This is a genomic window from Streptomyces sp. NPDC054866 (assembly GCF_053610745.1).
Window position 1 is genome coordinate 150823 of the sequence record NZ_JBSGZA010000006.1, and the last position, 20114, is coordinate 170936.

General features: G+C 70.4%; 24 protein-coding genes. 7 read left to right on the forward strand and 17 right to left on the reverse strand.

The genetic code is table 11. The annotated features are described in order from the left end of the window. Nucleotides 1–164 precede the first annotated feature (164 nt). Entirely contained in the window at nt 165–1790 is a 1626-nt protein-coding gene (gene groL, locus ACWGI2_RS28825) for a chaperonin GroEL (protein WP_055551550.1), read from the forward strand. A 105-nt stretch (nt 1791–1895) separates the two neighbouring features. Here groL and ACWGI2_RS28830 read toward each other — a convergent pair whose 3' ends face one another. The 6 genes from ACWGI2_RS28830 to ACWGI2_RS28855 form a co-directional block, all read right to left on the reverse strand. Then, complete coding sequence (locus ACWGI2_RS28830; RefSeq protein WP_453698453.1) at nt 1896–3158, reverse strand: esterase/lipase family protein; 1263 nt, start codon at nt 3156–3158, stop codon at nt 1896–1898. A gap of 305 nt (nt 3159–3463) precedes the next feature. Next, nucleotides 3464–3724: a Txe/YoeB family addiction module toxin gene (locus ACWGI2_RS28835; RefSeq protein ID WP_453400697.1), complete on the reverse strand. Its 261-nt coding sequence runs from the start codon at nt 3722–3724 to the stop codon at nt 3464–3466. Further along, on the reverse strand, nt 3721–3972 hold the full coding sequence (locus ACWGI2_RS28840; RefSeq protein ID WP_344520846.1) for a type II toxin-antitoxin system Phd/YefM family antitoxin: 252 nt from the start codon (nt 3970–3972) through the stop codon (nt 3721–3723). The genes ACWGI2_RS28835 and ACWGI2_RS28840 overlap by 4 nt, the downstream gene beginning before the upstream one ends. A gap of 87 nt (nt 3973–4059) precedes the next feature. Continuing rightward, on the reverse strand, nt 4060–4929 hold the full coding sequence (locus ACWGI2_RS28845; protein WP_453698455.1) for a hypothetical protein: 870 nt from the start codon (nt 4927–4929) through the stop codon (nt 4060–4062). 232 nt (nt 4930–5161) lie between these two features. After that, nucleotides 5162–5428: a DUF397 domain-containing protein gene (locus ACWGI2_RS28850; RefSeq protein WP_453698457.1), complete on the reverse strand. Its 267-nt coding sequence runs from the start codon at nt 5426–5428 to the stop codon at nt 5162–5164. Beyond that, on the reverse strand, nt 5409–6254 hold the full coding sequence (locus ACWGI2_RS28855) for a helix-turn-helix domain-containing protein (RefSeq protein WP_453698459.1): 846 nt from the start codon (nt 6252–6254) through the stop codon (nt 5409–5411). Before ACWGI2_RS28855 ends, ACWGI2_RS28850 begins: the two co-directional genes overlap by 20 nt. 115 nt (nt 6255–6369) lie before the next feature. Here ACWGI2_RS28855 and ACWGI2_RS28860 point away from each other — a divergent pair, with 115 nt between their 5' ends. Both ACWGI2_RS28860 and ACWGI2_RS28865 read left to right on the forward strand, forming a co-directional pair. Beyond that, a complete protein-coding gene (locus ACWGI2_RS28860) occupies nt 6370–6582 on the forward strand; it encodes a hypothetical protein (RefSeq protein WP_453698461.1) in 213 nt (70 codons plus the stop codon). Then, nucleotides 6579–6806, forward strand: a complete 228-nt coding sequence (locus tag ACWGI2_RS28865) for a hypothetical protein (RefSeq protein WP_453400692.1) — start codon at nt 6579–6581, stop codon at nt 6804–6806. The genes ACWGI2_RS28860 and ACWGI2_RS28865 overlap by 4 nt, the downstream gene beginning before the upstream one ends. A gap of 3 nt (nt 6807–6809) precedes the next feature. Here ACWGI2_RS28865 and ACWGI2_RS28870 read toward each other — a convergent pair whose 3' ends face one another. Next, nucleotides 6810–7571, reverse strand: coding sequence for a polysaccharide deacetylase family protein (locus tag ACWGI2_RS28870; RefSeq protein ID WP_453698463.1), 762 nt, complete (start codon nt 7569–7571; stop codon nt 6810–6812). A 192-nt stretch (nt 7572–7763) separates the two neighbouring features. Between ACWGI2_RS28870 and ACWGI2_RS28875 the strand changes: the two genes are divergently transcribed. After that, complete coding sequence (locus tag ACWGI2_RS28875) at nt 7764–8954, forward strand: MFS transporter (protein ID WP_453698465.1); 1191 nt, start codon at nt 7764–7766, stop codon at nt 8952–8954. Nucleotides 8955–8975: 21 nt separating this feature from the next. Here ACWGI2_RS28875 and ACWGI2_RS28880 read toward each other — a convergent pair whose 3' ends face one another. From ACWGI2_RS28880 to ACWGI2_RS28900, 5 genes are all read right to left on the reverse strand, one after another. Then, nucleotides 8976–9311, reverse strand: a complete 336-nt coding sequence (locus ACWGI2_RS28880) for a helix-turn-helix domain-containing protein (RefSeq protein WP_453400689.1) — start codon at nt 9309–9311, stop codon at nt 8976–8978. After that, nucleotides 9308–9685, reverse strand: a complete 378-nt coding sequence (locus tag ACWGI2_RS28885) for a type II toxin-antitoxin system RelE/ParE family toxin (RefSeq protein ID WP_453698467.1) — start codon at nt 9683–9685, stop codon at nt 9308–9310. Before ACWGI2_RS28885 ends, ACWGI2_RS28880 begins: the two co-directional genes overlap by 4 nt. 147 nt (nt 9686–9832) lie before the next feature. After that, on the reverse strand, nt 9833–11344 hold the full coding sequence (locus ACWGI2_RS28890) for a PTS transporter subunit EIIC (RefSeq protein ID WP_453698469.1): 1512 nt from the start codon (nt 11342–11344) through the stop codon (nt 9833–9835). 52 nt (nt 11345–11396) lie between these two features. Next, the gene (murQ, locus tag ACWGI2_RS28895; RefSeq protein ID WP_453400686.1) at nt 11397–12383 is read right to left on the reverse strand and encodes an N-acetylmuramic acid 6-phosphate etherase; all 987 of its coding nucleotides are present in this window, start codon (nt 12381–12383) and stop codon (nt 11397–11399) included. Between the two features lie 81 nt (nt 12384–12464). Then, nucleotides 12465–13388 carry a MurR/RpiR family transcriptional regulator gene (locus ACWGI2_RS28900; RefSeq protein WP_453400685.1) on the reverse strand — a complete coding sequence of 308 codons (924 nt, stop codon included), beginning with the start codon at nt 13386–13388 and terminating at the stop codon, nt 12465–12467. 136 nt (nt 13389–13524) lie between these two features. Here ACWGI2_RS28900 and ACWGI2_RS28905 point away from each other — a divergent pair, with 136 nt between their 5' ends. Both ACWGI2_RS28905 and ACWGI2_RS28910 read left to right on the forward strand, forming a co-directional pair. Further along, nucleotides 13525–13896, forward strand: coding sequence for a hypothetical protein (locus tag ACWGI2_RS28905; RefSeq protein WP_453400684.1), 372 nt, complete (start codon nt 13525–13527; stop codon nt 13894–13896). Continuing rightward, complete coding sequence (locus tag ACWGI2_RS28910; RefSeq protein ID WP_453698471.1) at nt 13893–14159, forward strand: DUF4031 domain-containing protein; 267 nt, start codon at nt 13893–13895, stop codon at nt 14157–14159. Before ACWGI2_RS28905 ends, ACWGI2_RS28910 begins: the two co-directional genes overlap by 4 nt. 32 nt (nt 14160–14191) lie before the next feature. Here ACWGI2_RS28910 and ACWGI2_RS28915 read toward each other — a convergent pair whose 3' ends face one another. From ACWGI2_RS28915 to ACWGI2_RS28930, 4 genes are all read right to left on the reverse strand, one after another. After that, complete coding sequence (locus ACWGI2_RS28915; RefSeq protein ID WP_453400683.1) at nt 14192–14494, reverse strand: NIPSNAP family protein; 303 nt, start codon at nt 14492–14494, stop codon at nt 14192–14194. Between the two features lie 9 nt (nt 14495–14503). Beyond that, complete coding sequence (locus ACWGI2_RS28920; protein WP_453698473.1) at nt 14504–15742, reverse strand: Cmx/CmrA family chloramphenicol efflux MFS transporter; 1239 nt, start codon at nt 15740–15742, stop codon at nt 14504–14506. Between the two features lie 210 nt (nt 15743–15952). Beyond that, nucleotides 15953–17026 carry a GNAT family N-acetyltransferase gene (locus tag ACWGI2_RS28925; RefSeq protein WP_453698475.1) on the reverse strand — a complete coding sequence of 358 codons (1074 nt, stop codon included), beginning with the start codon at nt 17024–17026 and terminating at the stop codon, nt 15953–15955. Between the two features lie 20 nt (nt 17027–17046). Continuing rightward, a complete protein-coding gene (locus tag ACWGI2_RS28930) occupies nt 17047–17688 on the reverse strand; it encodes an HD domain-containing protein (RefSeq protein ID WP_453698477.1) in 642 nt (213 codons plus the stop codon). A 176-nt stretch (nt 17689–17864) separates the two neighbouring features. Here ACWGI2_RS28930 and ACWGI2_RS28935 point away from each other — a divergent pair, with 176 nt between their 5' ends. Next, nucleotides 17865–18536: a maleylpyruvate isomerase family mycothiol-dependent enzyme gene (locus ACWGI2_RS28935; protein ID WP_453698479.1), complete on the forward strand. Its 672-nt coding sequence runs from the start codon at nt 17865–17867 to the stop codon at nt 18534–18536. A gap of 565 nt (nt 18537–19101) precedes the next feature. Here ACWGI2_RS28935 and ACWGI2_RS28940 read toward each other — a convergent pair. Further along, the gene (locus tag ACWGI2_RS28940) at nt 19102–20082 is read right to left on the reverse strand and encodes a hypothetical protein (RefSeq protein ID WP_453698481.1); all 981 of its coding nucleotides are present in this window, start codon (nt 20080–20082) and stop codon (nt 19102–19104) included. Between the last annotated feature and the right edge of the window lie 32 nt (nt 20083–20114).

The following is a 20114-nucleotide window of genomic DNA, read 5'->3' on the forward strand; positions in this document are numbered from 1 at the left end:
TCATTGGGCTTAGCACTCTCCGAGTGAGAGTGACAGAACTTGGATCGGGTCGGTGAGGCCCGCAGGCCGGGTGGGGCAAGGAACCACAAGGCTTGCAGGCCGTCCGTCGCGGGCGCTGGCGCGATCCGGAAGCATGCCACCCCTGTCCGGGAGGACCACTTCACATGGCCAAGATCATCGCGTTCGACGAGGAGGCACGGCGCGGCCTCGAGCGCGGCATGAACCAGCTCGCCGACGCCGTCAAGGTGACCCTGGGCCCCAAGGGTCGCAACGTCGTCCTCGAGAAGAAGTGGGGTGCCCCCACGATCACCAACGATGGTGTTTCCATCGCCAAGGAGATCGAGCTCGAGGACCCGTACGAGAAGATCGGCGCCGAGCTGGTCAAGGAGGTCGCGAAGAAGACGGACGACGTCGCCGGTGACGGCACGACGACCGCGACCGTCCTGGCGCAGGCGCTGGTCCGCGAGGGCCTTCGCAACGTAGCCGCCGGTGCCAACCCGATGGCCCTCAAGCGTGGCATCGAGAAGGCCGTCGAGGCCGTCTCGGGCGCCCTGCTCGAGCAGGCCAAGGACGTGGAGACCAAGGAGCAGATCGCTTCGACCGCCTCCATCTCCGCCGCCGACACCCAGATCGGCGAGCTCATCGCCGAGGCGATGGACAAGGTCGGCAAGGAAGGCGTCATCACCGTCGAGGAGTCGCAGACCTTCGGTCTGGAGCTTGAGCTCACCGAGGGCATGCGCTTCGACAAGGGCTACATCTCGGCGTACTTCGCCACCGACATGGAGCGTATGGAGGCGTCGCTCGACGACCCGTACATCCTGATCGTCAACTCGAAGATCTCGAACGTGAAGGACCTCCTTCCGCTCCTCGAGAAGGTCATGCAGTCCGGCAAGCCGCTGCTGATCATCGCCGAGGACGTCGAGGGCGAGGCCCTGTCGACCCTGGTCGTCAACAAGATCCGTGGCACCTTCAAGTCCGTCGCCGTCAAGGCCCCGGGCTTCGGTGACCGCCGCAAGGCCATGCTCGGCGACATCGCCATCCTCACCGGTGGCACCGTCATCTCCGAGGAGGTCGGCCTCAAGCTGGAGAACGCCGGTCTCGACCTGCTCGGCCGCGCCCGCAAGGTCGTCATCACCAAGGACGAGACCACGATCGTCGACGGCTCCGGTGAGAGCGACCAGGTCCAGGGTCGCGTCAACCAGATCCGCGCCGAGATCGAGAACTCGGACAGCGACTACGACCGCGAGAAGCTGCAGGAGCGCCTGGCGAAGCTCGCCGGCGGTGTTGCGGTCATCAAGGCCGGTGCCGCGACCGAGGTCGAGCTCAAGGAGCGCAAGCACCGCATCGAGGACGCCGTTCGCAACGCGAAGGCCGCCGTCGAAGAGGGCATCGTCGCCGGTGGTGGCGTGGCCCTCATCCAGGCCGCCGCTGTCTTCGAGAAGCTTGAGCTCGAGGGCGACGAGGCCACCGGTGCCGCCGCTGTGAAGCTGGCCCTTGAGGCCCCGCTGAAGCAGATCGCGGTCAACGCCGGCCTTGAGGGCGGTGTCGTCGTCGAGAAGGTGCGCAACCTGACCGTCGGCCACGGCCTGAACGCCGCGACCGGTGAGTACGTCGACATGATCGCCGAGGGCATCCTCGACCCGGCGAAGGTCACGCGCTCTGCCCTGCAGAACGCCGCGTCCATCGCCGCGCTGTTCCTCACCACCGAGGCCGTCATCGCCGACAAGCCGGAGAAGGCGGGCGCTGCCCCGGCCGGCGGCGGCATGCCGGGCGGTGACATGGACTTCTGATCGACCTCTGGTTGATCTACGTCCCGTACGTACCGAGGGCGGCACTCCTTCTCACGAAGGGGTGCCGCCCTCGGGCGTTTCCGGCGTTCTGCTATCTGCTGCGGGCTACGGCAGGCGCTCCAGGAGCCAGGTGCAGAGTTCTTCCGTGATCAGGGTGTGGCCCTCGTTGTGGGTGGCGCAGAGGTACTCGTCCAGTTCGCTGTCCTCGGACTGCTCCGGGAACGGGTCGTGCAGCTTCTCGTGGGTGTCGATGTCGCGCAGGGCCACCGCGCTGACGGAGGGGACGAAGCAGTGCTCGCGGATCTCGGCCTCCGAGCCGAGGCCGATGATCGCGGGGATCTTGTTCAGCTCGTCGGCGAGGATGCCGAAGCCCTCCAGGGTGCCGCCGGGGGCGCCGTCGATCTCGGGCATGCCCGAGGTGTGGATCTGCGGCTTGCGCAGGGTCACCACCCGCAGCTGTGCGACGAGCTTCTCCTCGCCCGCGGGCTGCGTGTAGAGGTGGGTGCCGGTGATGGCGAGGCCCTTGCCGCGGAACGCCCGCTCACCCGGGGCGATGCCGTTGGCCACGCCCGTGCGCACGCCGTTGGCGACGCCGATCTTCCGTGGGCGGCTCGGCCAGCCGCCGACGCGCTCCAGCTCGGCGATGAACTCGATGCGCTCCTTGTCGGTCTCGGGGGTGTCGTCCCACTCGGAGATGTGCTGCCACAGGAGCTGGCGCGCGGCCGGGCTGTTCATCTGGTTCGAGAAGGCCGCGTTGAGCCGCCGGATGTAGTGCGCGAACGACTGGAGCGCGATCGGGATCCAGGCGCCGCGGTGCGGGCTGTCGTAGGAGAAGTACAGCTCGGTCTGGTGCTCGTTCTCCTCCCCGCCCTCGTGCTCCATCTTGGCGAGCGCGTACCGCGTGACAAGGCCGCCCATGCTGAAGCCGCCGACGGCCAGCGGGTGCCCGCCGGTGCGGCGCGCGATCGCCTCCTGGATCGCCGAGCGTGCGGCCACGGCGTTGTCCAGGATCGAGGCGCTGCGCTCGTCGAAGCCGAGGATGATGGCGTCCCTGCCGCGCGCCCGCAGTTCGCTGATGAGCGCGTACTCGCCCCGCTCCAGGCCCTCGTAGAGGAAGTCCAGGTCGCTCGGTCCCGTACTGAAGCCGTCGGCGAGGATCACCGGCTTGGTGAGCCCCTGTCCGGGGTCGGCGAGGTACACCCAGGCCCTGCCGCCCGGCAGCGTCCACTCCTGGTCCGGCTCGGGGGCGGCCTCGGCGACCTCCGTGGGACCCGGCGCGAGGGTGATGTGGGCGGCGGACCGCCAGGCCTCGATGATCTGCTCTTCGTTGGGCGCGTTGGGGTCGTTGGGCTCGTTGAGGTCGGTCATGAAGGGTCCCCTCCGGTTGTGCCGCTTCGGTGACGCATCGATGACGTTCGGTGTCATCTTCGATACGGCACGTAGGCACCGGAAGGTGGTCTCAGGTTTCCGCTCAGAGAGCGGGGGCCTTTCGGACAGAGGAGGAATGGCCGCATTTACACTGCGCCGGCCGGTGCGGAGTCAGGACCGTGTGGTCGACGGTCGGGCGCCCGGCGTGTCAGCGGCGCAACTCGGTCAGCGGGGCCTTTCGGAGCCGGGGAAGTATGTCGCGAAGGCGACCGGGGAGGGGCGGGATCAGTGTCCGCGCGATGGGGTCAGCGTTCGTAGTGGTACCGGCAGGAGGCGATACGGATCTCGTCCTCGACGATCTTGTGGATGAGGCGGTGCTCGTCGGTGATGCGGCGTGACCAGTAGCCCTGAAAGCCGTGCTTCAAGGGCTCGGGCTTACCGATGCCCTCGTTACCGTTGCGTGCGATGTCCTGAAGGAGTGTATTGATTCGCTTGAGGATCCTGCGGTCCTGCGTCTGCCACCAGATGTAGTCCTGCCAAGGGGATTCGTCCCAGACGAACTTCATTCCGCGAGCTCCCTGACTGTGCCGCCACCGCTCTCCAGGCGGTCGATGGAGGCCAGCAGGCGACGGGCATTCTCGGGGCTCCGCAGCAGGTAGGCCGTCTCCTTCAGTGACTCGTACTCCTCAAGCGCCACGATGACGACCGGCTCCCGGCCCGCGCGGGTCACTATGACTTCCTCGCGGTCGTCCGTGACGGCGTTGAGCGTCTCGGCGTACTTCGCTCGCGACTCTGTGTAGGTCATGGTGCGCATCGGGGGGGCCTCCTCGGGTATGTACGACTTCCTGTACGTACAGGAAACTGTACGGCCTGGGTGTCCGCCCGGCAACGGCGGAAGCGGTCATGCCTGGCCTGACTGTGGACTGGTGGCTGCGGCGCGAGCTGCCGCCGCGTGGGTGCGGACCGCTGCGGGTGGCAGTGGCGCCGGGCGGGCTGCCGGGCCTGGTTCGCCCCGGCAGGGACCGCAGACGCCGCCGGGAAGGGCTTCGGGGCGGCCGGGCGTTCCGCATCTCCCGCATTCCAGGACGCGGAGTACGGGGCGGAGGACTGGTTCCGGCGGGAGCTTCGTCGTGAGGCGGCTGCGGACGAGGGCCACCGGGCTGTGTACGGGGCTGGGCAGCCCGGCGGTCAGGGCACGGAGGATGTCTGGCTCCGTGGCTCCCCGCGTGAACCACTCTGTGAGTTGGGGCTCCAGGGCTACGCAGTCCATGTACGAGAGGGAGAGTGCGGGGGCCGTGCGGCCCAGGGCCGCGAGGAGGATGAACGCGCGGCTGCGGGTGGGGCGTTGGGGCCGTCTGTCCGGCTCTGGTTCCGGCACGTCGCCGCGCGTGAAGGCTGCCCACCAGGTGTCGTCCCGCGCGGTGCGGGAGAACCACGTTCGGGTGATCCAGCGGGCGCTGTCGGATCCGCGCACGTGTTCCCGGCCGCGCCTCAAGTGGCCCGCCATCTCTAGCCTGTTGAGGGCGGTGCGTAGCGCGCATTGCCCGTACGGGAGGTGCTTGGCCAGGGTCTTTACGGAGATGTCCGTGCCGTCCGGCAGCCGGTCGAGGCAGGCTGCGATGGCTGCCTCGCGGGGCGGGAGGTGGGTGAAGTCGTCGTTCGTGCGGGGCCGTTGTTCGGGCGCCGAACGCTTTCCGTAGCCCGGATTGGCCATCGGGTGCGGGGTCGCGTGCACGGGGTGGAAGGCAGCACTAAGCTTGGCGTCAGCCATGGGTCGAAAATTCTGCTTTCGATCGGTGGTTAAACCCCCGCAGGTGTTCGCAGCACCGGGCGGGGGTTGTTCTTGTTCGTTAATCGGGCACGCTAGAGCGTCGTCACGTTGCGTGGCAAGTCGAAGCCCGAAAGTGATCGGCTGTGCCAACTCCAAGGGAGGGAGGGCGGGTTGAGACCCGCCTCCCGTTCCTTGAAAAGAGGGCTCGCCGCTTGTGGCTTGAGCCTCGGGGTCAGTTGTCCTTGAGGTTCGCGACGAACGCGGACCAGCTGGCGGCCCGGAACACGAGCTTCGGGCCGGTGGGGTTCTTGGAGTCGCGGACGGGGACGAGGTTCGGGTGCCCGTCGGCCACTTCTAGGCAGTCGCTGCCACTGCCGCCGCTGTACGTGGACTTGCGCCAGCGGGCCATCTCCAGGCAGTTCCCGCCGCTTGCGTCGCTATAGCTGGACCTGTGCCACGAGGCGTTGCTCAGGTCGTACTCAGGGCCGTTGCTCTTCATGCGAGTAATCCTCTGCCACAGACTCAATCAGGGCCAGGGAATCTCGCGGTGAGAGGGCGCTGGCCGCAATCAAATCGTGAGCCAGTTCGTACTGGGTGACGGTGGCCGGATCATCCTCAAGCCGCCCTGTTCCGAAGCCTTCCAAGTAGGCGAGCGGAGGTGCGTTCTCGCAGGTCATCAGCTTGAGAGAGCCTCCCATTGCCATGTGCCCACCTGCCGAGAACGTCAGCACCTGCACGATGGCCCGACGCCTGCGCCCCAGTGCCGCGACGTGGCGCAGAACCTCCGCCATCACGGCTGGCCCGCCAACCTCTCGGCGCAGCACGGCCTCGTCAAGGACAGTCCACAACAGGGGCGTTGTTGGATCGTCGAGCAGATGCGCCCGCTCCAGTCGAGCAGTCACCAACTCGTCGATCTCGTCATCAGTCGCGGTCGGGCGGCCGTCGCAGAACACCGCCCGCGCGTACGCCTTGGTCTGTAGCAGCCCCGGAATCAGCTGAGGCACGTACTCCCGGATCGCCGTAGCAACCGCCTCCGCCTCAGCCGCCTCCGCGAAATGATCCGGGTACTTCGACTTGGCCACTGCCTTGCAGTTCCGGGCGAAGAAGCCCTCCGTACCCAGAACCTCGTCGAAGTGCTGCGCGTACTCCAGATGCATCCGCCGCGTCCCGGCCTCCAGCTGGCCGATGAACGAGCCGCTCACGAACAGCGGCGCGCCCAGCGCCTCCTGGCTGATCCCCTTCCGCTCCCGTGCGTGACGGAGCTCGCAGCCCAGGAGGGCGCGGGGGTTCGATGAGGGGTCGAGGTCCTTGCGGCGGCCGGTCATGGGCAACTCCTCTTCCAACAAGCCGGTTTGTTGGGAAGCCGTTGCTTCTCAGGCTACGCAGCACCGGACACGCTTAGTGAGGAAACAGCAACACCCAGTGTGAGAGGCAGAGACCATGGCGCTGACGGCGGAGGAACGGGTGCGGGCGGTGGAGGAGGTCGTGCGGCAGTTGAGAGCGGGGCTCGAAGGGGCCGGGGTCACGCTGCCATCCCTGCGGATGGATCCGCTGACGGCGGCGGCGGAAGGCGCGCTGCCGCTGGTGGAGTTGGGACGCTGCAACCTCGACACCGCGCTGCGGCTCGCCGCCGTGCTGGAGGGCACGCGGTGAACGACGACGATCCGAGCGTGCCGGAGGCGGGGACGTACGCCGTCGACTTCCGGGACGGCAGCGTCGGGCAGGTCATGGGGTGCGAGGGCGGTCTCGTACAGCTGCGGCCGCTCGGCGGGGGCCGGGAGTGGGACTGTCCGCCCGAGAAGGTCGGGCAGGCGCCGCCGGGCGAGGTGCTGCGGGAGAGGGTGCGGCAGCTCAACCGGGAGCGGCGGCTGCCGTGAAGGTCAGCGCACCGGGAAGCCGAAGGTGTAGCTCTGCTGCTTGAGTTGGGGGATGAGGGTGCGCAGGGCCTCGACGGTCTGGGTGCGGTCGCCGCCCGCGTCGTGGAAGAGGAGCGTCGGGCCGTTGGGCAGTTCCCGCTGGACCGTCGCGACGATCGCGTCCGTGCCCGGGCGCTCGAAGTCCTTGGTGTCCACGTTCCAGCCCAGGGGGCGCATGCCCCGGTCGGCGGCGAGCTTGCGGCTGTACGGGGTGAACGCCCCGCCGGGGGCCCGGTAGTACATGGGCCGTACGCCTCCGGACGCCTTGGTGATCATGCGTTCGGCGTCGAGGATCTGCTGGGACTGGTAGGCCTTGGAGTCCTTGTCCATGCCCGTGTTGTGCGACACCGAGTGGTCGCACAGGCGGTGCCCGGCCGCGACCACCTTCTTCACCATGGCCGGGTGCGCCTCGGCCTGCGTCCCCACCATGCAGAAGGTGGCCTTCACGTCGTACTGCCGCAGGACGGCGAGGACTTCGGGCGTCCACTTGGGGTCGGGGCCGTCGTCGATGGTGAGGTTGATGCCGCGCTTCCCGGCCTCCGAGGAGTGCGCGATGGTCGCCGAGACCGGCTTGACGGCGGCGGGCTTCTTCGCTGCCGGTGAGGAGCTCTCCGAGGTACCGGCCTGAGCGCTCCACACCCCCGCGCCGGTGGCGAGCAGCGTCACCCCGAGCGCCGCCCCGATGATCTTGCCGTACCAGCCCCGCCCACCGCTGTGCCGCGCCATTGTCCGCCCCTTTGCGTCCCGTCCCTCGCCGCGCCCCGGTCCCGCGCGGCCACCTGGCAGGACGAGGAACCGGGGTCAGGGGATGCACCGGGGGCCGGTCCGTTACCGATCAAGGACAATTCCGGGGGAGCCCGCGGACATCCCTGCGCGGGTCGCGGGCGGCGGGCGGTGTGCGGGGTTAGCGTCGGCGGCATGGACGTTGATCAACGACGTTGGCGGCAGTGCCTCCTCAGCGGGGCGGTGTTCGCCGTGTGTATGGCCGGCACCACGCTGCCGACCCCCCTCTACGGCCTCTACCAGGACAAGTTCGGCTTCTCCGAGCTGACGGTCACCGTCGTGTACGCCGTGTACGCCTTCGCGGTGATCGGCGTGCTGCTGCTCGCGGGCAACGCATCGGACGTCGTGGGCAGGCGCCCGGTGCTGCTGTGGGGCCTGGGGTGCGCGGCGGTGAGCGCGGTCTGCTTCCTCTGCGCAGTCGGGATGGGCTGGCTGTATGCGGGGCGGCTGCTCTCGGGACTGTCCGCCGGTCTTTTCACCGGGGCCGCCACGGCGTACGTGATGGACTCGGCACCGTACGTCGGCGCCTCGCGGGCCACGTTCGTGGCGACGGCCGCCAACATGGGCGGACTCGGCTGCGGGCCGCTGCTCGCCGGGGTGCTCGCGCAGTACGCGGCCTGGCCGCTGTACCTGCCGTTCGCCGTGCACCTCGCGCTGGTCGCCGTCTCGGCCGTCGTCCTGCTGCGGCTTCCGGAGACCGTGCGGGAGCCGCGGCCTCTGAGCACGGTACGGCCGCGGCGGCCCGGCGTGCCACCGCAGGTGCGGGCGGTGTTCGTGCCTGCGGGGATCGCCTCGTTCGTAGGGTTCGCACTGTTCGGGGTGTTCACGTCGGTGAGCCCGGCGTTCCTCGCGGAGTCCCTGGACGTGGAGAACCACGCCGTGAGCGGCTCGGTCGTCGCGCTGGCCTTCTTCGCCTCCACGGCAGGGCAGTTGGCGACCGGCCGGGTCGGGCTCAGGCGATCACTGCCACTGGGCTGCGCCGCCCTCCTCGCCGGCCTCGCGCTGCTCGCGGGCGCGCTGCACTGGGATCTGCTGGCGCTGGTGGTGCTCAGCGCACTGGTCGGCGGGTGCGGTCAGGGCCTCGCGTTCCGAGGGGCACTGTCAGCAGTCGCCGAGGCATCTCCCGCGGACCGCCGCGCGGCGGTGATCTCGACGCTGTTCGTGGTCGCGTACACGGGCATCTCGCTGCCGGTCATCGGGGTGGGCGTACTGACGGGGCCGATGGGTCTGGAGGGCGCGGGCCTGGTGTTCATCGCGGTCATGGCGGCGCTGGTGTCGACCGCGGGGGTCTATCTGCTGCGGCGGCCGGTGGGGGCGCGGGCGTAGGCGCGTATACCTCAGGCCGCCTCAGGCCGCCGAGTGGGCGATGAACGTGACTTCCTCGTGGTCGGCGTCCAGGGCGATGTTCAAGGAGGCGTTCATCGCGGTGGCCACGCGGCGGAGAAGGGGCAGGGTGGGTACCGCGTCCGCGCCTTCGATGCGGGAGATCTTGGCCTGGGTGAGTCCGGCCCGCTCGGCGAGCTGAGTCTGCGAAAGCCCCAGCTCCTTGCGACGGTCGTACACAGCCTTGGCGAAGGCCATGGCGAGGCGAATCTCGGCGCGGTCGGCCTCGGCCTCCGGTGACTCGGCGTACCCCTCGCGGAGCTTCCTCTCGCGGGCCAGCCTCCAGCGGGTGTGGCTCATTTCGCGTCTCCGTCCTTGGCGCGGTCATACGTCAGATGGGCCGGGCCGTGCTCGCTCTCGCACACCTTACGGATCCGTACCGCACGGTCGACCTGATCCTTTTCGTGCATCCGGGTTTTGTGGAAGACCGTGAGAAGCACGATGCGGCGGTCCGGCGCGAACCAGTAGGTGATGCGCGTGTCTTGGCCGTCCAGGGTCGGGCGGAGCTCGTACACCCCGTCGCGCAGCGGGCGCGCGAACGGCATGGGTGTGGACGCGCCCATGTCGGCGAGCAGCTCCGCGTACTCCTCGACTTTGCGATGATGTCGATCCGTGAGGAGTTCGAGCCAGGCGCGGACGTCCGGCTCCATCTCGATCGTGTACAAGGCTTCCATACGGGAACGGTAATATGTCGTTTGCGACATGATAGCCGTTGTGGCGCGGCTTCGCGGGATCGAGTGATGCGGGCCGATGCCGGTACGCAGTGCTGTGCACGCGTGAGGGCGGCATCCGACACGGATGCCGCCCTCACGCGTACGGTGTCAGACCGCCGCGGGTGACTTGGCCGGGTCGGCCGGGTCCGCGGCCGGGGCGGGGGAGCCCGCGACGACCTGCTCGTGGGTGGTCGTGTCGGCGTTCAAGTCCAGCAGCATCTGCTTGCTGAAGCCGAAGAAGTACGTCGCGAAGAAGCCCACCGCGTAGCCCACGAGGAGGCCGCCGCCGTAGATCGCGATCGTTAGGCCCAGGCCCTTGTTGCCGTCCAGGAGGGGGAACAGGGCCCAGCCCGATGGGCCGATCGCCGTGGAGCCGACCTTCTCGCCGATCATCGAGAAGAACCCGATGAACGCGCCGCCCGCCGCGCCGCCCACGCATGCCGTGATGAAGGGGCGGCCGAGGGGGAGCGAGACGCCGTAGATGAGGGGTTCGCCCACGCCCAGGAAGCCCGCGGGGAGTGCTGACTTGATCGTCGTACGGATGGAGGTGTTGTGGCGCAGGCGCTTGTAGACCGCGATCGCGCAGCCCACCTGGCCCGCGCCCGCCATCGCCAGGATGGGGAGCAGGACCGTGAAGCCCTGCTGCTCGATCAAGGTCGTGTGGATGGGGATCAGGGCCTGGTGCAGGCCCAGCATCACCAGGGGCAGGAACAGGCCGCCGAGTACCAGGCCCGCGAACGCGCCCGTGTTGTCCAGGAGCCAGTTCGCCGCCGTGCCGATGCCCGTCGAGACCTCGCCCGCCAGGAACATCAGGCCGAAGATCGTGACCAGGCCCGAGAGCAGGACCGTGAGGGTGGGAGTGACCAGGACGTCCAGTGCCTCCGGGACCCACCTCCTGCACCACTTCTCGATGTACGTGGCGAGGACCGCGGCGCCGAGGGCGCCCAGTACGCCGCCCTGCCCGGGCGACAGCTTCTGGCCGAACGCCTCGATGTTCGCCACACCCGCGTACACGATGATCGCCGCCACCGCGCCGCCCAGGATCGGCGTACCCCCGAACTCCTTCGCCGTGTTGAAGCCCACGAACACCGCGATCAACGCCATGAAGCCGGAGGCGATCGCGGCGAGCGCCGGGGTGATGCCCGGCAGCCACTCCAGGTTGATCAGGAGGCCGTTGATGCCCGCGATGATGCCGCAGCCGATGAGGGCCGGGATCAGCGGCACGAAGATGTTCGCGATGCGGCGCAGGAAGAGCTTGAAGGGGGTTGAGTTCTTCGCCTTCCTAGCCTCCTTGATCGCCGCACCCTGCGCCGCCAACTCCTCGGCGGTGGGGCCGTGTTCGGCGGAAACCTCGGCGCCGCCCTCCGCCACCAGGGCCTCGAACTCCGGCGTGACGCGGGCGACCGTGCCCGGGCCGAGCACGATCTGGTACGTGTCGTCCTCGACCACGCCCATCACGGCGGGCAGCGCCTTCAGGGCCTCGTCGTCGACCAGCGAGCGGTCGGCGAGGCCAAGGCGCAGGCGCGTCATGCAGTGGGCGATGGAGGTGACGTTCCGGGCACCGCCGACGAGGGGGAGGATCGCGGCGGCTGTGGCGCGGTTCTTGTTCTCAGGTGCCATGGTGCGGTGCCTTGCTGTGTGCAGGGTGGCGCTGTTCTTCAGCGGCTGGGGGTCAGGTGGTGCGGGTCGTGCGCGCGGAGTCGAGGGCGGCCCTGAGGTGGCCGTCCGAGGAGGAGAGAAGGTCGGCGGCCGTGGGGCCGTCGACTCCGCCGAGGATCGTGAGGATGGCGTTCTTCACCTCGCCGTCGGTGGCGGCGAGGGCCGTCTCGATCTCCTCGTCCGATGCGCCTGTGGCCAGCGCGACGATCCGGCGCGAGCGGGCACGCAGCTTCTCGTTCGACGCGCGTACGTCCACCATCAGGTTTCCGTAGGTCTTGCCGAGGCGGATCATCGTGATCGTCGACAGCATGTTGAGGACGAGCTTCTGGGCCGTGCCCGCCTTCAGGCGGGTGGAGCCGGTGAGGAGTTCGGGGCCCACCACGACCTCGATGCCGTGGTCGGCGGCTGCCGCGAGAGCGCTGTCCGCGTTGCAGGAGAGGCCGATGGTGAGGGCGCCGTAGCGGGCACGCGCGTGCTCCACAGCCCCGATCGCGTACGGGGTGCGGCCGGAGGCGGAGATGCCCACGACCACGTCGTCCCCGGTGAGGCCGAGACCGTCCAGGTCCTCGGCGGCGAGCTCCTTGCTGTCCTCCGCGCCCTCGACCGCCGTGACCATGGCGCTCGGGCCGCCCGCGATGAGGCCGACGACCTCCGCCGGGTCGGTGTTGAAGGTGGGCGGGCACTCGGAGGCGTCGAGCACCCCGAGGCGCCCGGCCGTTCCCGCCCCCGCGTAGATGAGCCGGCCGCCGCGAGCCATGCGCTCGGCGGTGCCGTCGATGGCGGCGGCGATCGCCGGGAGCCGCTCGGCGACGGCCGCGGACACGGTGGCGTCCTCGCCATTCATGATCTTCGCGATCTCCAGCGTGGGCTGCCGGTCGATCTCGGAGAGCTCGGGCCGGAACGCCTCCGTGGTGAGCGTGTCCAGCTGGGCGCGGAGTTCGCCGTACGTCTCGCCGCCTCCGGGGGCGGGGGAGTCCGTGGCGTCGGTCGTGGAGGTCATGAGGTGCGGCTCTTTCGTGTGCGGCGGGGGGTGGCGGGTGGTGGGTGCGGGCGTTACGGGGGCCTGCTCAGCGGGGCCTGCTCAGCGGTTGCCGCCGCGCGGGCTGTGCCGGTGCGCGAGCGCTTCGTAGGAGGCGGCGAGCGCGGGGGCTGCCGTCTCGTACGTCCGCTGGGCTACGCCTACGAACAGGCAGTCCACGACCAGGAGTTGGCTCGTGCGCGACGACATCGCGGCGGGCCTGAGTTCGCTCTCGCGCGCGGTCGAGGTGGTGAGGATGTGGTCCGCGTACTGCGATACGGGGCTGCCGGGGCGCCCGGTGATCGCGATGGTCGTCGCCCCGCGCTCGAAGGCGACCCGCAGCGGTTCGATGACGTCACCGGTCGACCCGGAGTGCGTGATCGCGATCGCCACGTCCTTGGAGCGCAGGGTGACGGCGTTCGTGACGGCCAGGTGCGGGTCGGAGTGCGCGTGGGCGATGTGGCCGATGCGCAGCAGCTTCTGCGCGAGGTCCTGGGCCACGAGCCCGGACGCGGCGACGCCGTAGATCTCGGCGCGGGGCGCGGCGGCGAGCGCGGCGACGGCTGCGCCGAGCTGGACGGTGTCGAGTCCGGCCGCGGTGTCGGCGAGGGTCTGCTGCTCGTCGTACGCCAGCTTCGCCACGACGTCCGCGATCGGGTCGTCGACGGCGATGTCGGCGGTGACGGCGGGCGCGCGGCCCGACTGCTGCTGGGCGGCGAGTCCGGCGAGGGCGAGCCGCAGGTCGCGGTAGCCGGGGTAGCCGAGGAGGCGGGCGGTGCGGACCACCGTGGCCTCGCTGGTGCCGGTGAGCTCGGCGAGGCCGGTGACCGTGAGGGCCGCGCATCCCGCGGGGTCGCCGGCGACGGCTTCGGCGACCAGCTGCATGGAGCGGGTCATGGACGGCGCGAGGGTCCGCACCTTGGCCGCGAGGGCGGCAGGGGCGGGGGGCGCGGCGCCCGCGAAAATTTCCTTCACATCATTGGTCACGCTTGAAAGATATTTTCGGACTCCGGATGGGTCAAGACCCCTTTGGTCCCGATCTCACCTCGGGTCTCGGGTGGATCATCGGCTGGATCTTCGGCTGGATCTTCGGCGAGTTGCGCGTGGGGTGGACAATGGCTGCATGGACGCGATCGACCCCCTGGAGCAGGCGCTGCACGCCGCTCGTGCACTTGTCCTCGCCGACCTCGTGGCGCGCGAGGTCGCCCAGGCCGAGGTCGTCTCGCTGGTCGAGGAGTCGGTGGCGCACCGCCGCTGGTGGGTCGAGCAGTGGCCCGAGGGCGTCGAGTACGTCGCGGGCCTCGTCGCCCAGGACGTCCAGGACGCGCTCCTGGAGCGCTACGGCCGCTGGCCGCTCTGCCCGGTCTGCGGCTCGGGCGACCCGCACGCCCTGGACGTGGAACCGGAGTTGGGCCCCGACCCGCACTGGGTGTGCGGCAAGGCGGGCGTCGTCGTGGCCCCGGTCGGCGGCCTGACGGGGACGGCAACGGCGTGACGGTCTACATCGACCCGCCGACCTGGCCGGGCCACGGCCGCATGTGGTCCCACCTGGTCAGCGACGTCTCGTACGAGGAACTGCACGCGTTCGCGGCAGGCATCGGCTGCCCGCCGCGCGCCTTCGAGCGCGACCACTACGACGTGCCGTCGGAGCGTTACGAGGACGCGGTGCGGGCCGGGGCCGTCGAGATCGGCTCGAAGGAACTGGTGCGCAGGCTCACGGAGGCGGGGCTGCGGAGGCCCAAGGGGCGGCCCGCGTAAAGCGGGTGGCGGCCCGCGTCACGCGGGCCGGCTCACTCCAGGGGGCGCAGGAACCGCCGCTCGTAGCGCCGGATGCACCGCGTCCGGCGCGCGAGCTCGAAGGCTTCCTGGCACTCGGGGTCGGTCGCGCTGTCGGTGCGGTAGCGCTCGTACGCGGCGAGGCTCGGGAAGGAGAAGAGGGCGTACGCGATGTCGCTGTCGCCCTCGCTGGGCAGGAAGTAGCCGTGGTGGGTGCCGCCGAAGCGGTTGACCAGGACGATCCAGCGGCGGCCGTACTCCTCGAAGTCCTCGATGCGGTCGGGATCGATCTCGTACTTCAGATGAACCGTGATCATGCGGTCACCCTAGGCGGGGCCCCGCGTGCCCTGGCGGGTGGTTTCGACGGTGGCCTCCGCCTGCGCGCTGTCGCCCGCCGAAGCCGTGATCACGCGGCTCGGTGTCCTGCGGTGCAGCCGCAGGGAGGCCGTGACCGCGACGATCGCCACGGCCGTCATCCCCGCGCCCGCCCACGCCGTCGAGGCGTAGCCCAGGTCGAGGTCGATCACCGTGCCGCCGAGCCAGGGGCCGCCCGTGTTGCCCAGGTTGAACGCGGCCGTCGTGGTCGCGCCCGCGAGGGTGGGGGCGGCGCCCGCGACGTTGAACATACGGGCGTTGAGGGCCGGGGCGGTGTAGAAGGCGGAGACGCCGAGGAGGAACGAGAGGGCGATCGCCACGGCCGCCGTGCCGGAGAAGAGCGCGAGGGCGACGAGGAAGACCGTCGAGGCCGCGATGCCGCTGAGCAGGACGCCGAAGAGGTGCGCGTCCGCGACGCGGCCGCCGATCGCGGTGCCGATGAGCGCGCCGAGACCGAAGAGGCCGAGGACGGTCGGCACCCACCCCTTGTCGAGACCGGCCACGTCCGTGAGGAGCGGGGAGAGGTACGAGAACGCGCAGAAGACGCCGCCCGCCGCGAGCGCGGTGATCGCGACGGAGAGCCAGACCTGCCGGTCGCGGTAGATGGCCAACTCCCGCTTCAGGCGCGGCTTCTCGGCCGGGAGCGGGATGCGCGGAATGAGCGTCAGTACGCCGACGAGAGCGATGGCGGAGGCGGCGCCGACCGCCCAGAAGGCGGACCGCCAGCCGAAATTGTCGCCGAGGAACGCGCCCGCGGGAACGCCGAGCACGTTCGCGATGGAGAGGCCGCCGATCATCACGGCCATGGCGCGGGCGCGCTGGTTGACCGGCACCATCGCGATGGCGACGGCCGCGCCGACCGCCCAGAACCCCGCGCAGGCGAAGGCGCTGACGACGCGGGACGCGAAGAGGATCTCGTAGGTCGGTGCGAGGGCGCCGGCGACCTGGCCGAGGCCGAAGACCGTGATGAGGGTGATGAGGGTGGTGCGGCGGGGGAGCCGCAGGGTCGCCACCGCCAGGAGGGGGGCGCCGATGACCATGCCGATGGCGAAGGCGGAGATGAGGAGGCCCGCGCGGGGGATGGAGACGTCCATGTCGTCCGCGATGGGGGGCAGGAGCCCCGAGAGCATGAACTCGCTCGTGCCGAGGGCGAAGACGGCGAGGCCGAGGATGTAGACGGCTACGGGCATTCGTTTCCGGCCGGCGCCTGGCTCGGCGGGGTTCGGGTCAGAGGTCGGCATAACAGTGGGGAACGCTGGGGTGGGGTGTGGCATTCCCTGGCGGGGGCGCTGCGGGGTAATCGGGTGGGTGGGCGGGAAACATCGCCGCGAAGCGGCGGCTGTTCAGGGCTCCCGCGCCGCAGGGCAACCGGCTACCCGCAACCGCGCCGCAGGCAGACCTCAGGCGCGGCGCAAGTAGGCCCGGTTCTCCTCGCGGTCCGAGATCCGGGTGTAGCCCGCCCTCGTCACCACTGCCTGGGAAGGGGTGTTCTCGGGTTCGATCACGGCCAGCAGGGCCGTGACACCGGGGCGGGTCAGGGCCACGGCGGAGAGCGCGGCCAGTGCCTCCGAGGCGTACCCGTACCCCCGCGCGCCGACCGCCAGGTCATAGCCGACCTCCGCCACGCCCTCCTCGTCCGGCGGCCCGTGGAAGCCCATCCCGCCGACCGCGACCTCGTCCTCCACCCGGACCAGGGCGAACATGCCCCACTCGGGCCGGTGCACCCCGGACGCGTACGCCTTCGTCACCATCTCCGCGGCCCTCCGCGTCCCGTCGAAGGGCCCGCCCTCGATCCACGTCAGGCCCCCCGTGCCGCCCGCCGCGAGATCGGCCGCCGCCGCGGGGGACACCTCCCGCAGAGCGACCCGGTCGGCCGGGATCGAGAGGGCGTTGTGCCAGCGCCACTTGTCGAGGCGGGGGCGCCCCGCCAGGGAGCCGCGCCCCGTGGCCCAGAGCAGCGTCTCCCACTGCTCGGCAGGCATACGTGCGGGCGGGACCTGCGGGAAGAGCCAGGCAAGGACCGCCTCGCACAGTGCGGCCGGCGGCTCCGCGTCCACGCCGAGGGCCTGCGCGATGTCGTACGTGTGGAGCAGCACCTCCGCGACGCCCATCGCCGCGAAGCCCACCTCGTCCGCGCTGCCGGAGGGGTACGGGTGGTACGCCCTGACGCCCGGCGGAGTCGTCCGGACCACCGCCGAGAGCAGGCCGCCCGTGGACTCGATGACGCTGATCGCGTCCTTGGGACCCGATCCCTCGTCGAAGGCGACCTCGAAGGGGACCCACGTGTCGGTCGCCCGGCCCGTCAACTGCCCCGCGTACGCGACGAGATCGCCGGCGATGTGCTCGGCCGTCTCCAGGCAGCTCCAGTCGAGTCCCCCCGCCTTGACGCTCCAGTCGAGCCCCACCGCGGTGCGCAGCACCTTCGCCGCGTGCGCCACGGCTTCCTCGACCTGGTCCCCACCCATGGAAAGCATGCGCGCAGCGTACGGGAGCCTCAGGCGCTGAGCAGCTCCATTTCCGTCGCCAGGTTCGCCCGCGCCGGGCCCTCCCACTCGGCCGCACCGTACGGCGTACGGAACAGCCGTGGCAGCGCGAGGAGCTGGCGGAGCACCGCGGCCCGGCCCGCGCGGAAGTCCTCGTCCGGCACGAAGGCGTACTCCTCGCGGACGGCGGCGGCGTACGCGGCGTAGGCGTCCGGGGCGGCGGCCAGGATCGCCAGATCGGCGTCGCACAGCGTCTCGCCGTTGTGGTCGCCGTCGGCGGGGTCGTGGGTGACGGTGAGGCGGACGAGACGGGCCACCTCCGCCGTGGCCGCGGGCTTCAACCCGCTTTCCTGGAGGGCGCGTTCGGCGAGGCGGGCGCTGCGCTCCTCGTTCTCGGAGCGGTCCGGCGCGTACACAGCGTCGTGGAACCACGCCGCGAGCCGCACGAGGTCGGGGTCGTCGGCGTGCTCTTCCAGTACGTCGATGTGGTCGAGGACCGCGGTGAGGTGGGCGGTGGTGTGGTACCGCCGCTGCGGCTCGGCCCAGCGTGCGAGCAGGTTGTCCGCGTAGGGCGCGGGGTCGGGGGTTCCCTCGCTCGCGCGGAGCAGGGTCGCGTGCCAGCGGGCGCGGAGTTCCTTGTGGTCGTGGGGCATGGGGCGACTGTAACGCTTGAGTACCCCTAGGGGGTATGCTGAGCGCCTCTGCTGCCGCGGAGGAGCGCGGCGGCCTTGGTCGTCGGCTCCGCCGTACTCGTCCTCAAACGCCGGACGGGCTGGATCTTTCCGGCCCGTCCGTTGCCATGTGCGGCGGCGGACGGTTGGCTTGAGCCATGACTACGACCACGCATGACGAGGCGTACGACCCCGAGCGCCCCGGACGGCTGCTCCGCACCGAACGCGACGTACTGATCCCGCTGTTGAGGGACGCCGACGACTCCGCGTACGCGATCAGGACCTGTTGTCCCGGGTGGACGGTGCGGCACGTCCTCGCACACTGCAGTGCCGCGCTGACGCGAGTCGTCGAGAAGCGATTCGAGGAGGGCGTCTACAGCGCGGAGAGCAACGACCGCGACATCGCCGAGCGCGCCGACTGGTCCAACTCCCGCATCGTGGACGAGTTGGAGCGCGGCATGACGGAGGCGGGCGCGGTCATGGTCGCGTTCAAGGGGCGGCTCGATGGCGTGGCGCTGGGGGAGTGGGTGCATGCGGGGGATGTGCGTGAGGCGTGGGGGCTGCCTGGTGCGTATGGCGGGGCGGGGCTGCCTGATGCGTTGACGTTGCTGGGGGAGTACAGCAGGACGACGTCCGCGTTGCCGCTGCACGCGGATGTCGACGGCTTGGATGAGCCGCTTTCCCTGGGGGTGGCTGACGGCAAGAGGCCGCCGGCGCGCTTTATCGGCGACGCGGCGACGCTTATCCGCCTCTTTACGGGGCGGCCGCTTGTGGGGACGCGGTATGAGTTGGCGGGCGCGAAGGAATCAGAACTGCCGATCTTCGACTAGACCCCGGCGGCGGCCCCCATGCGGGGCGGGGACGGGGGGCGGGGCCGAGGGTGTGTGTCTGCGGGTGGGTGGTGGCTGGCCGCGCAGTTCCCCGCGCCCCTAGGGGTGGTGCTCGCCGTGCGTGTCTGCGGGTGGGTTGTGGCTGATCGCGCAGTTCCCCGCGCCCCTAGGGGTGGTGCTCGCCGTCTTCGCCCGTCGGTCGGTTGTGGCTGGTCGCGCAGTTCCCCGCGCCCCTGGGAGTGGTGTCCGCCGTGTTTGTCCGTCGGTCTGTTGTGGCTTGGCGCGCAGTTCCTCGCGCCCCTTCGGGGGCGCCCCGTCAGGGGCGCGGGGAACTGCGCGAGCAACCACGATGCGCCCGCGGGTGTGTACGGCGGGGGCGCCCCGTCAGGGGCGCGGGGAACTGCGCGAGCAAGCACCGCCTACCCGCAGGTGTGTACGGCGGGGAGTGGTTTTTTGGGGGCGCGGGGAACTGCGCGGCCAGCCACCACGCACCCGCAGGTGCGCACGGCGGGAGTGGTGGGTTCGGGAGCACGACGTACCCGGAGTCGGCAAGGTCCCGTACCCCTCAGTGCGCGTGACCCGACTCCGCTGACCCCCCGGCGGAGCCGGCCCGCACTGTGAACTCCGCCGTCCGCACCTTCCCCTCATGCTTGAAGTCGAGGAACAGCCGATACGACCCCACACTCGGCGCCGACGCCGAGAAGGACACCCCGGGACCCGGCCGGGTCCTGCCATCGCCCGGTTCACCGGTGGGATGCACATGGAGGTACGCGAGGTCACCGGAGCGCAGGGCGACCAGGTGGCCGTACGAGCCGAGGTAGGGCTGGAGATCGGTGACCGGCCTGCCGTTCTTCTCCACGTTCAGGGTCACATCAGCCGCCTTCCCAGGCTTCAACTTCCCCTTGAGGGAGACCTCGTAGCCGTCGACGACCGACGCCCGCGTGCCCGTCTCGGGCAGCGCCTTCGGAGTGTATTTACCCGCCACCGCCAGGTCCGCCCCCAGCGTCAGCCCCTCCTTCGCGCCCGCGGGCTTGAAGTCGGCGAAGACGCGGTAGCCGCCCGCCTCAGGGAGCTCGACCGGCGTCGACCATGTGCCGTCCGCCGCGCGGGTCGGGTGCAGGTGGCGGTAGGTCGTCAGGTCACGTGACGCGACGATGAGGTGCAGCTCCTTGCCGTGCTCCCTCTCGTACGCCGTGACGTTCTCGCCCCGGCCATGGCCATCCTTGCCCGCCTTACCCGCGCTGTCCTTGACGACCGTGAAACGCAGCTCCTCGCGCTTCCCCGCGTCGATGCGCGACGTCGTCAGGTCGAGCGTGTAGCCGCGCTCGGAGATCTGCAGGCCCCCGGGCACGGTCTCCGCGTGGCCCGCGCCGGGGTCCTTGCCCCCTGGCTTCTCCTTCTCGCCCCCGTCCGCGTGCCCCCCGTGCTCGCTCGCGGGCTTCTTCTCCGAGGTCACGGGGTCGACGCCCTGGCCCACTCCGTACGCGGTGCCGAAGGTCGCGGCGACGGCCGCGGCGAAGGCGGTGATCTTCAGTCCGGTGTTCATGACGGCTCCCAAGTCTCCCAAGGCTCCCAAGG

Bases quoted from the DNA above. Each gene is read 5' to 3' on its own strand.
- groL (WP_055551550.1), top strand. From the start codon at position 165: ATGGCCAAGATCATCGCGTTCGACGAGGAGGCACGGCGCGGCCTCGAG.
- ACWGI2_RS28830 (WP_453698453.1), bottom strand. From the start codon at position 3,158: ATGACCGACCTCAACGAGCCCAACGACCCCAACGCGCCCAACGAAGAG.
- ACWGI2_RS28835 (WP_453400697.1), bottom strand. From the start codon at position 3,724: ATGAAGTTCGTCTGGGACGAATCCCCTTGGCAGGACTACATCTGGTGG.
- ACWGI2_RS28840 (WP_344520846.1), bottom strand. From the start codon at position 3,972: ATGCGCACCATGACCTACACAGAGTCGCGAGCGAAGTACGCCGAGACG.
- ACWGI2_RS28845 (WP_453698455.1), bottom strand. From the start codon at position 4,929: ATGGCTGACGCCAAGCTTAGTGCTGCCTTCCACCCCGTGCACGCGACC.
- ACWGI2_RS28850 (WP_453698457.1), bottom strand. From the start codon at position 5,428: ATGAAGAGCAACGGCCCTGAGTACGACCTGAGCAACGCCTCGTGGCAC.
- ACWGI2_RS28855 (WP_453698459.1), bottom strand. From the start codon at position 6,254: ATGACCGGCCGCCGCAAGGACCTCGACCCCTCATCGAACCCCCGCGCC.
- ACWGI2_RS28860 (WP_453698461.1), top strand. From the start codon at position 6,370: ATGGCGCTGACGGCGGAGGAACGGGTGCGGGCGGTGGAGGAGGTCGTG.
- ACWGI2_RS28870 (WP_453698463.1), bottom strand. From the start codon at position 7,571: ATGGCGCGGCACAGCGGTGGGCGGGGCTGGTACGGCAAGATCATCGGG.
- ACWGI2_RS28875 (WP_453698465.1), top strand. From the start codon at position 7,764: ATGGACGTTGATCAACGACGTTGGCGGCAGTGCCTCCTCAGCGGGGCG.
- ACWGI2_RS28880 (WP_453400689.1), bottom strand. From the start codon at position 9,311: ATGAGCCACACCCGCTGGAGGCTGGCCCGCGAGAGGAAGCTCCGCGAG.
- ACWGI2_RS28885 (WP_453698467.1), bottom strand. From the start codon at position 9,685: ATGGAAGCCTTGTACACGATCGAGATGGAGCCGGACGTCCGCGCCTGG.
- ACWGI2_RS28890 (WP_453698469.1), bottom strand. From the start codon at position 11,344: ATGGCACCTGAGAACAAGAACCGCGCCACAGCCGCCGCGATCCTCCCC.
- murQ (WP_453400686.1), bottom strand. From the start codon at position 12,383: ATGACCTCCACGACCGACGCCACGGACTCCCCCGCCCCCGGAGGCGGC.
- ACWGI2_RS28905 (WP_453400684.1), top strand. From the start codon at position 13,525: ATGGACGCGATCGACCCCCTGGAGCAGGCGCTGCACGCCGCTCGTGCA.
- ACWGI2_RS28915 (WP_453400683.1), bottom strand. From the start codon at position 14,494: ATGATCACGGTTCATCTGAAGTACGAGATCGATCCCGACCGCATCGAG.
- ACWGI2_RS28920 (WP_453698473.1), bottom strand. From the start codon at position 15,742: ATGCCCGTAGCCGTCTACATCCTCGGCCTCGCCGTCTTCGCCCTCGGC.
- ACWGI2_RS28925 (WP_453698475.1), bottom strand. From the start codon at position 17,026: ATGCTTTCCATGGGTGGGGACCAGGTCGAGGAAGCCGTGGCGCACGCG.
- ACWGI2_RS28930 (WP_453698477.1), bottom strand. From the start codon at position 17,688: ATGCCCCACGACCACAAGGAACTCCGCGCCCGCTGGCACGCGACCCTG.
- ACWGI2_RS28935 (WP_453698479.1), top strand. From the start codon at position 17,865: ATGACTACGACCACGCATGACGAGGCGTACGACCCCGAGCGCCCCGGA.
- ACWGI2_RS28940 (WP_453698481.1), bottom strand. From the start codon at position 20,082: ATGAACACCGGACTGAAGATCACCGCCTTCGCCGCGGCCGTCGCCGCG.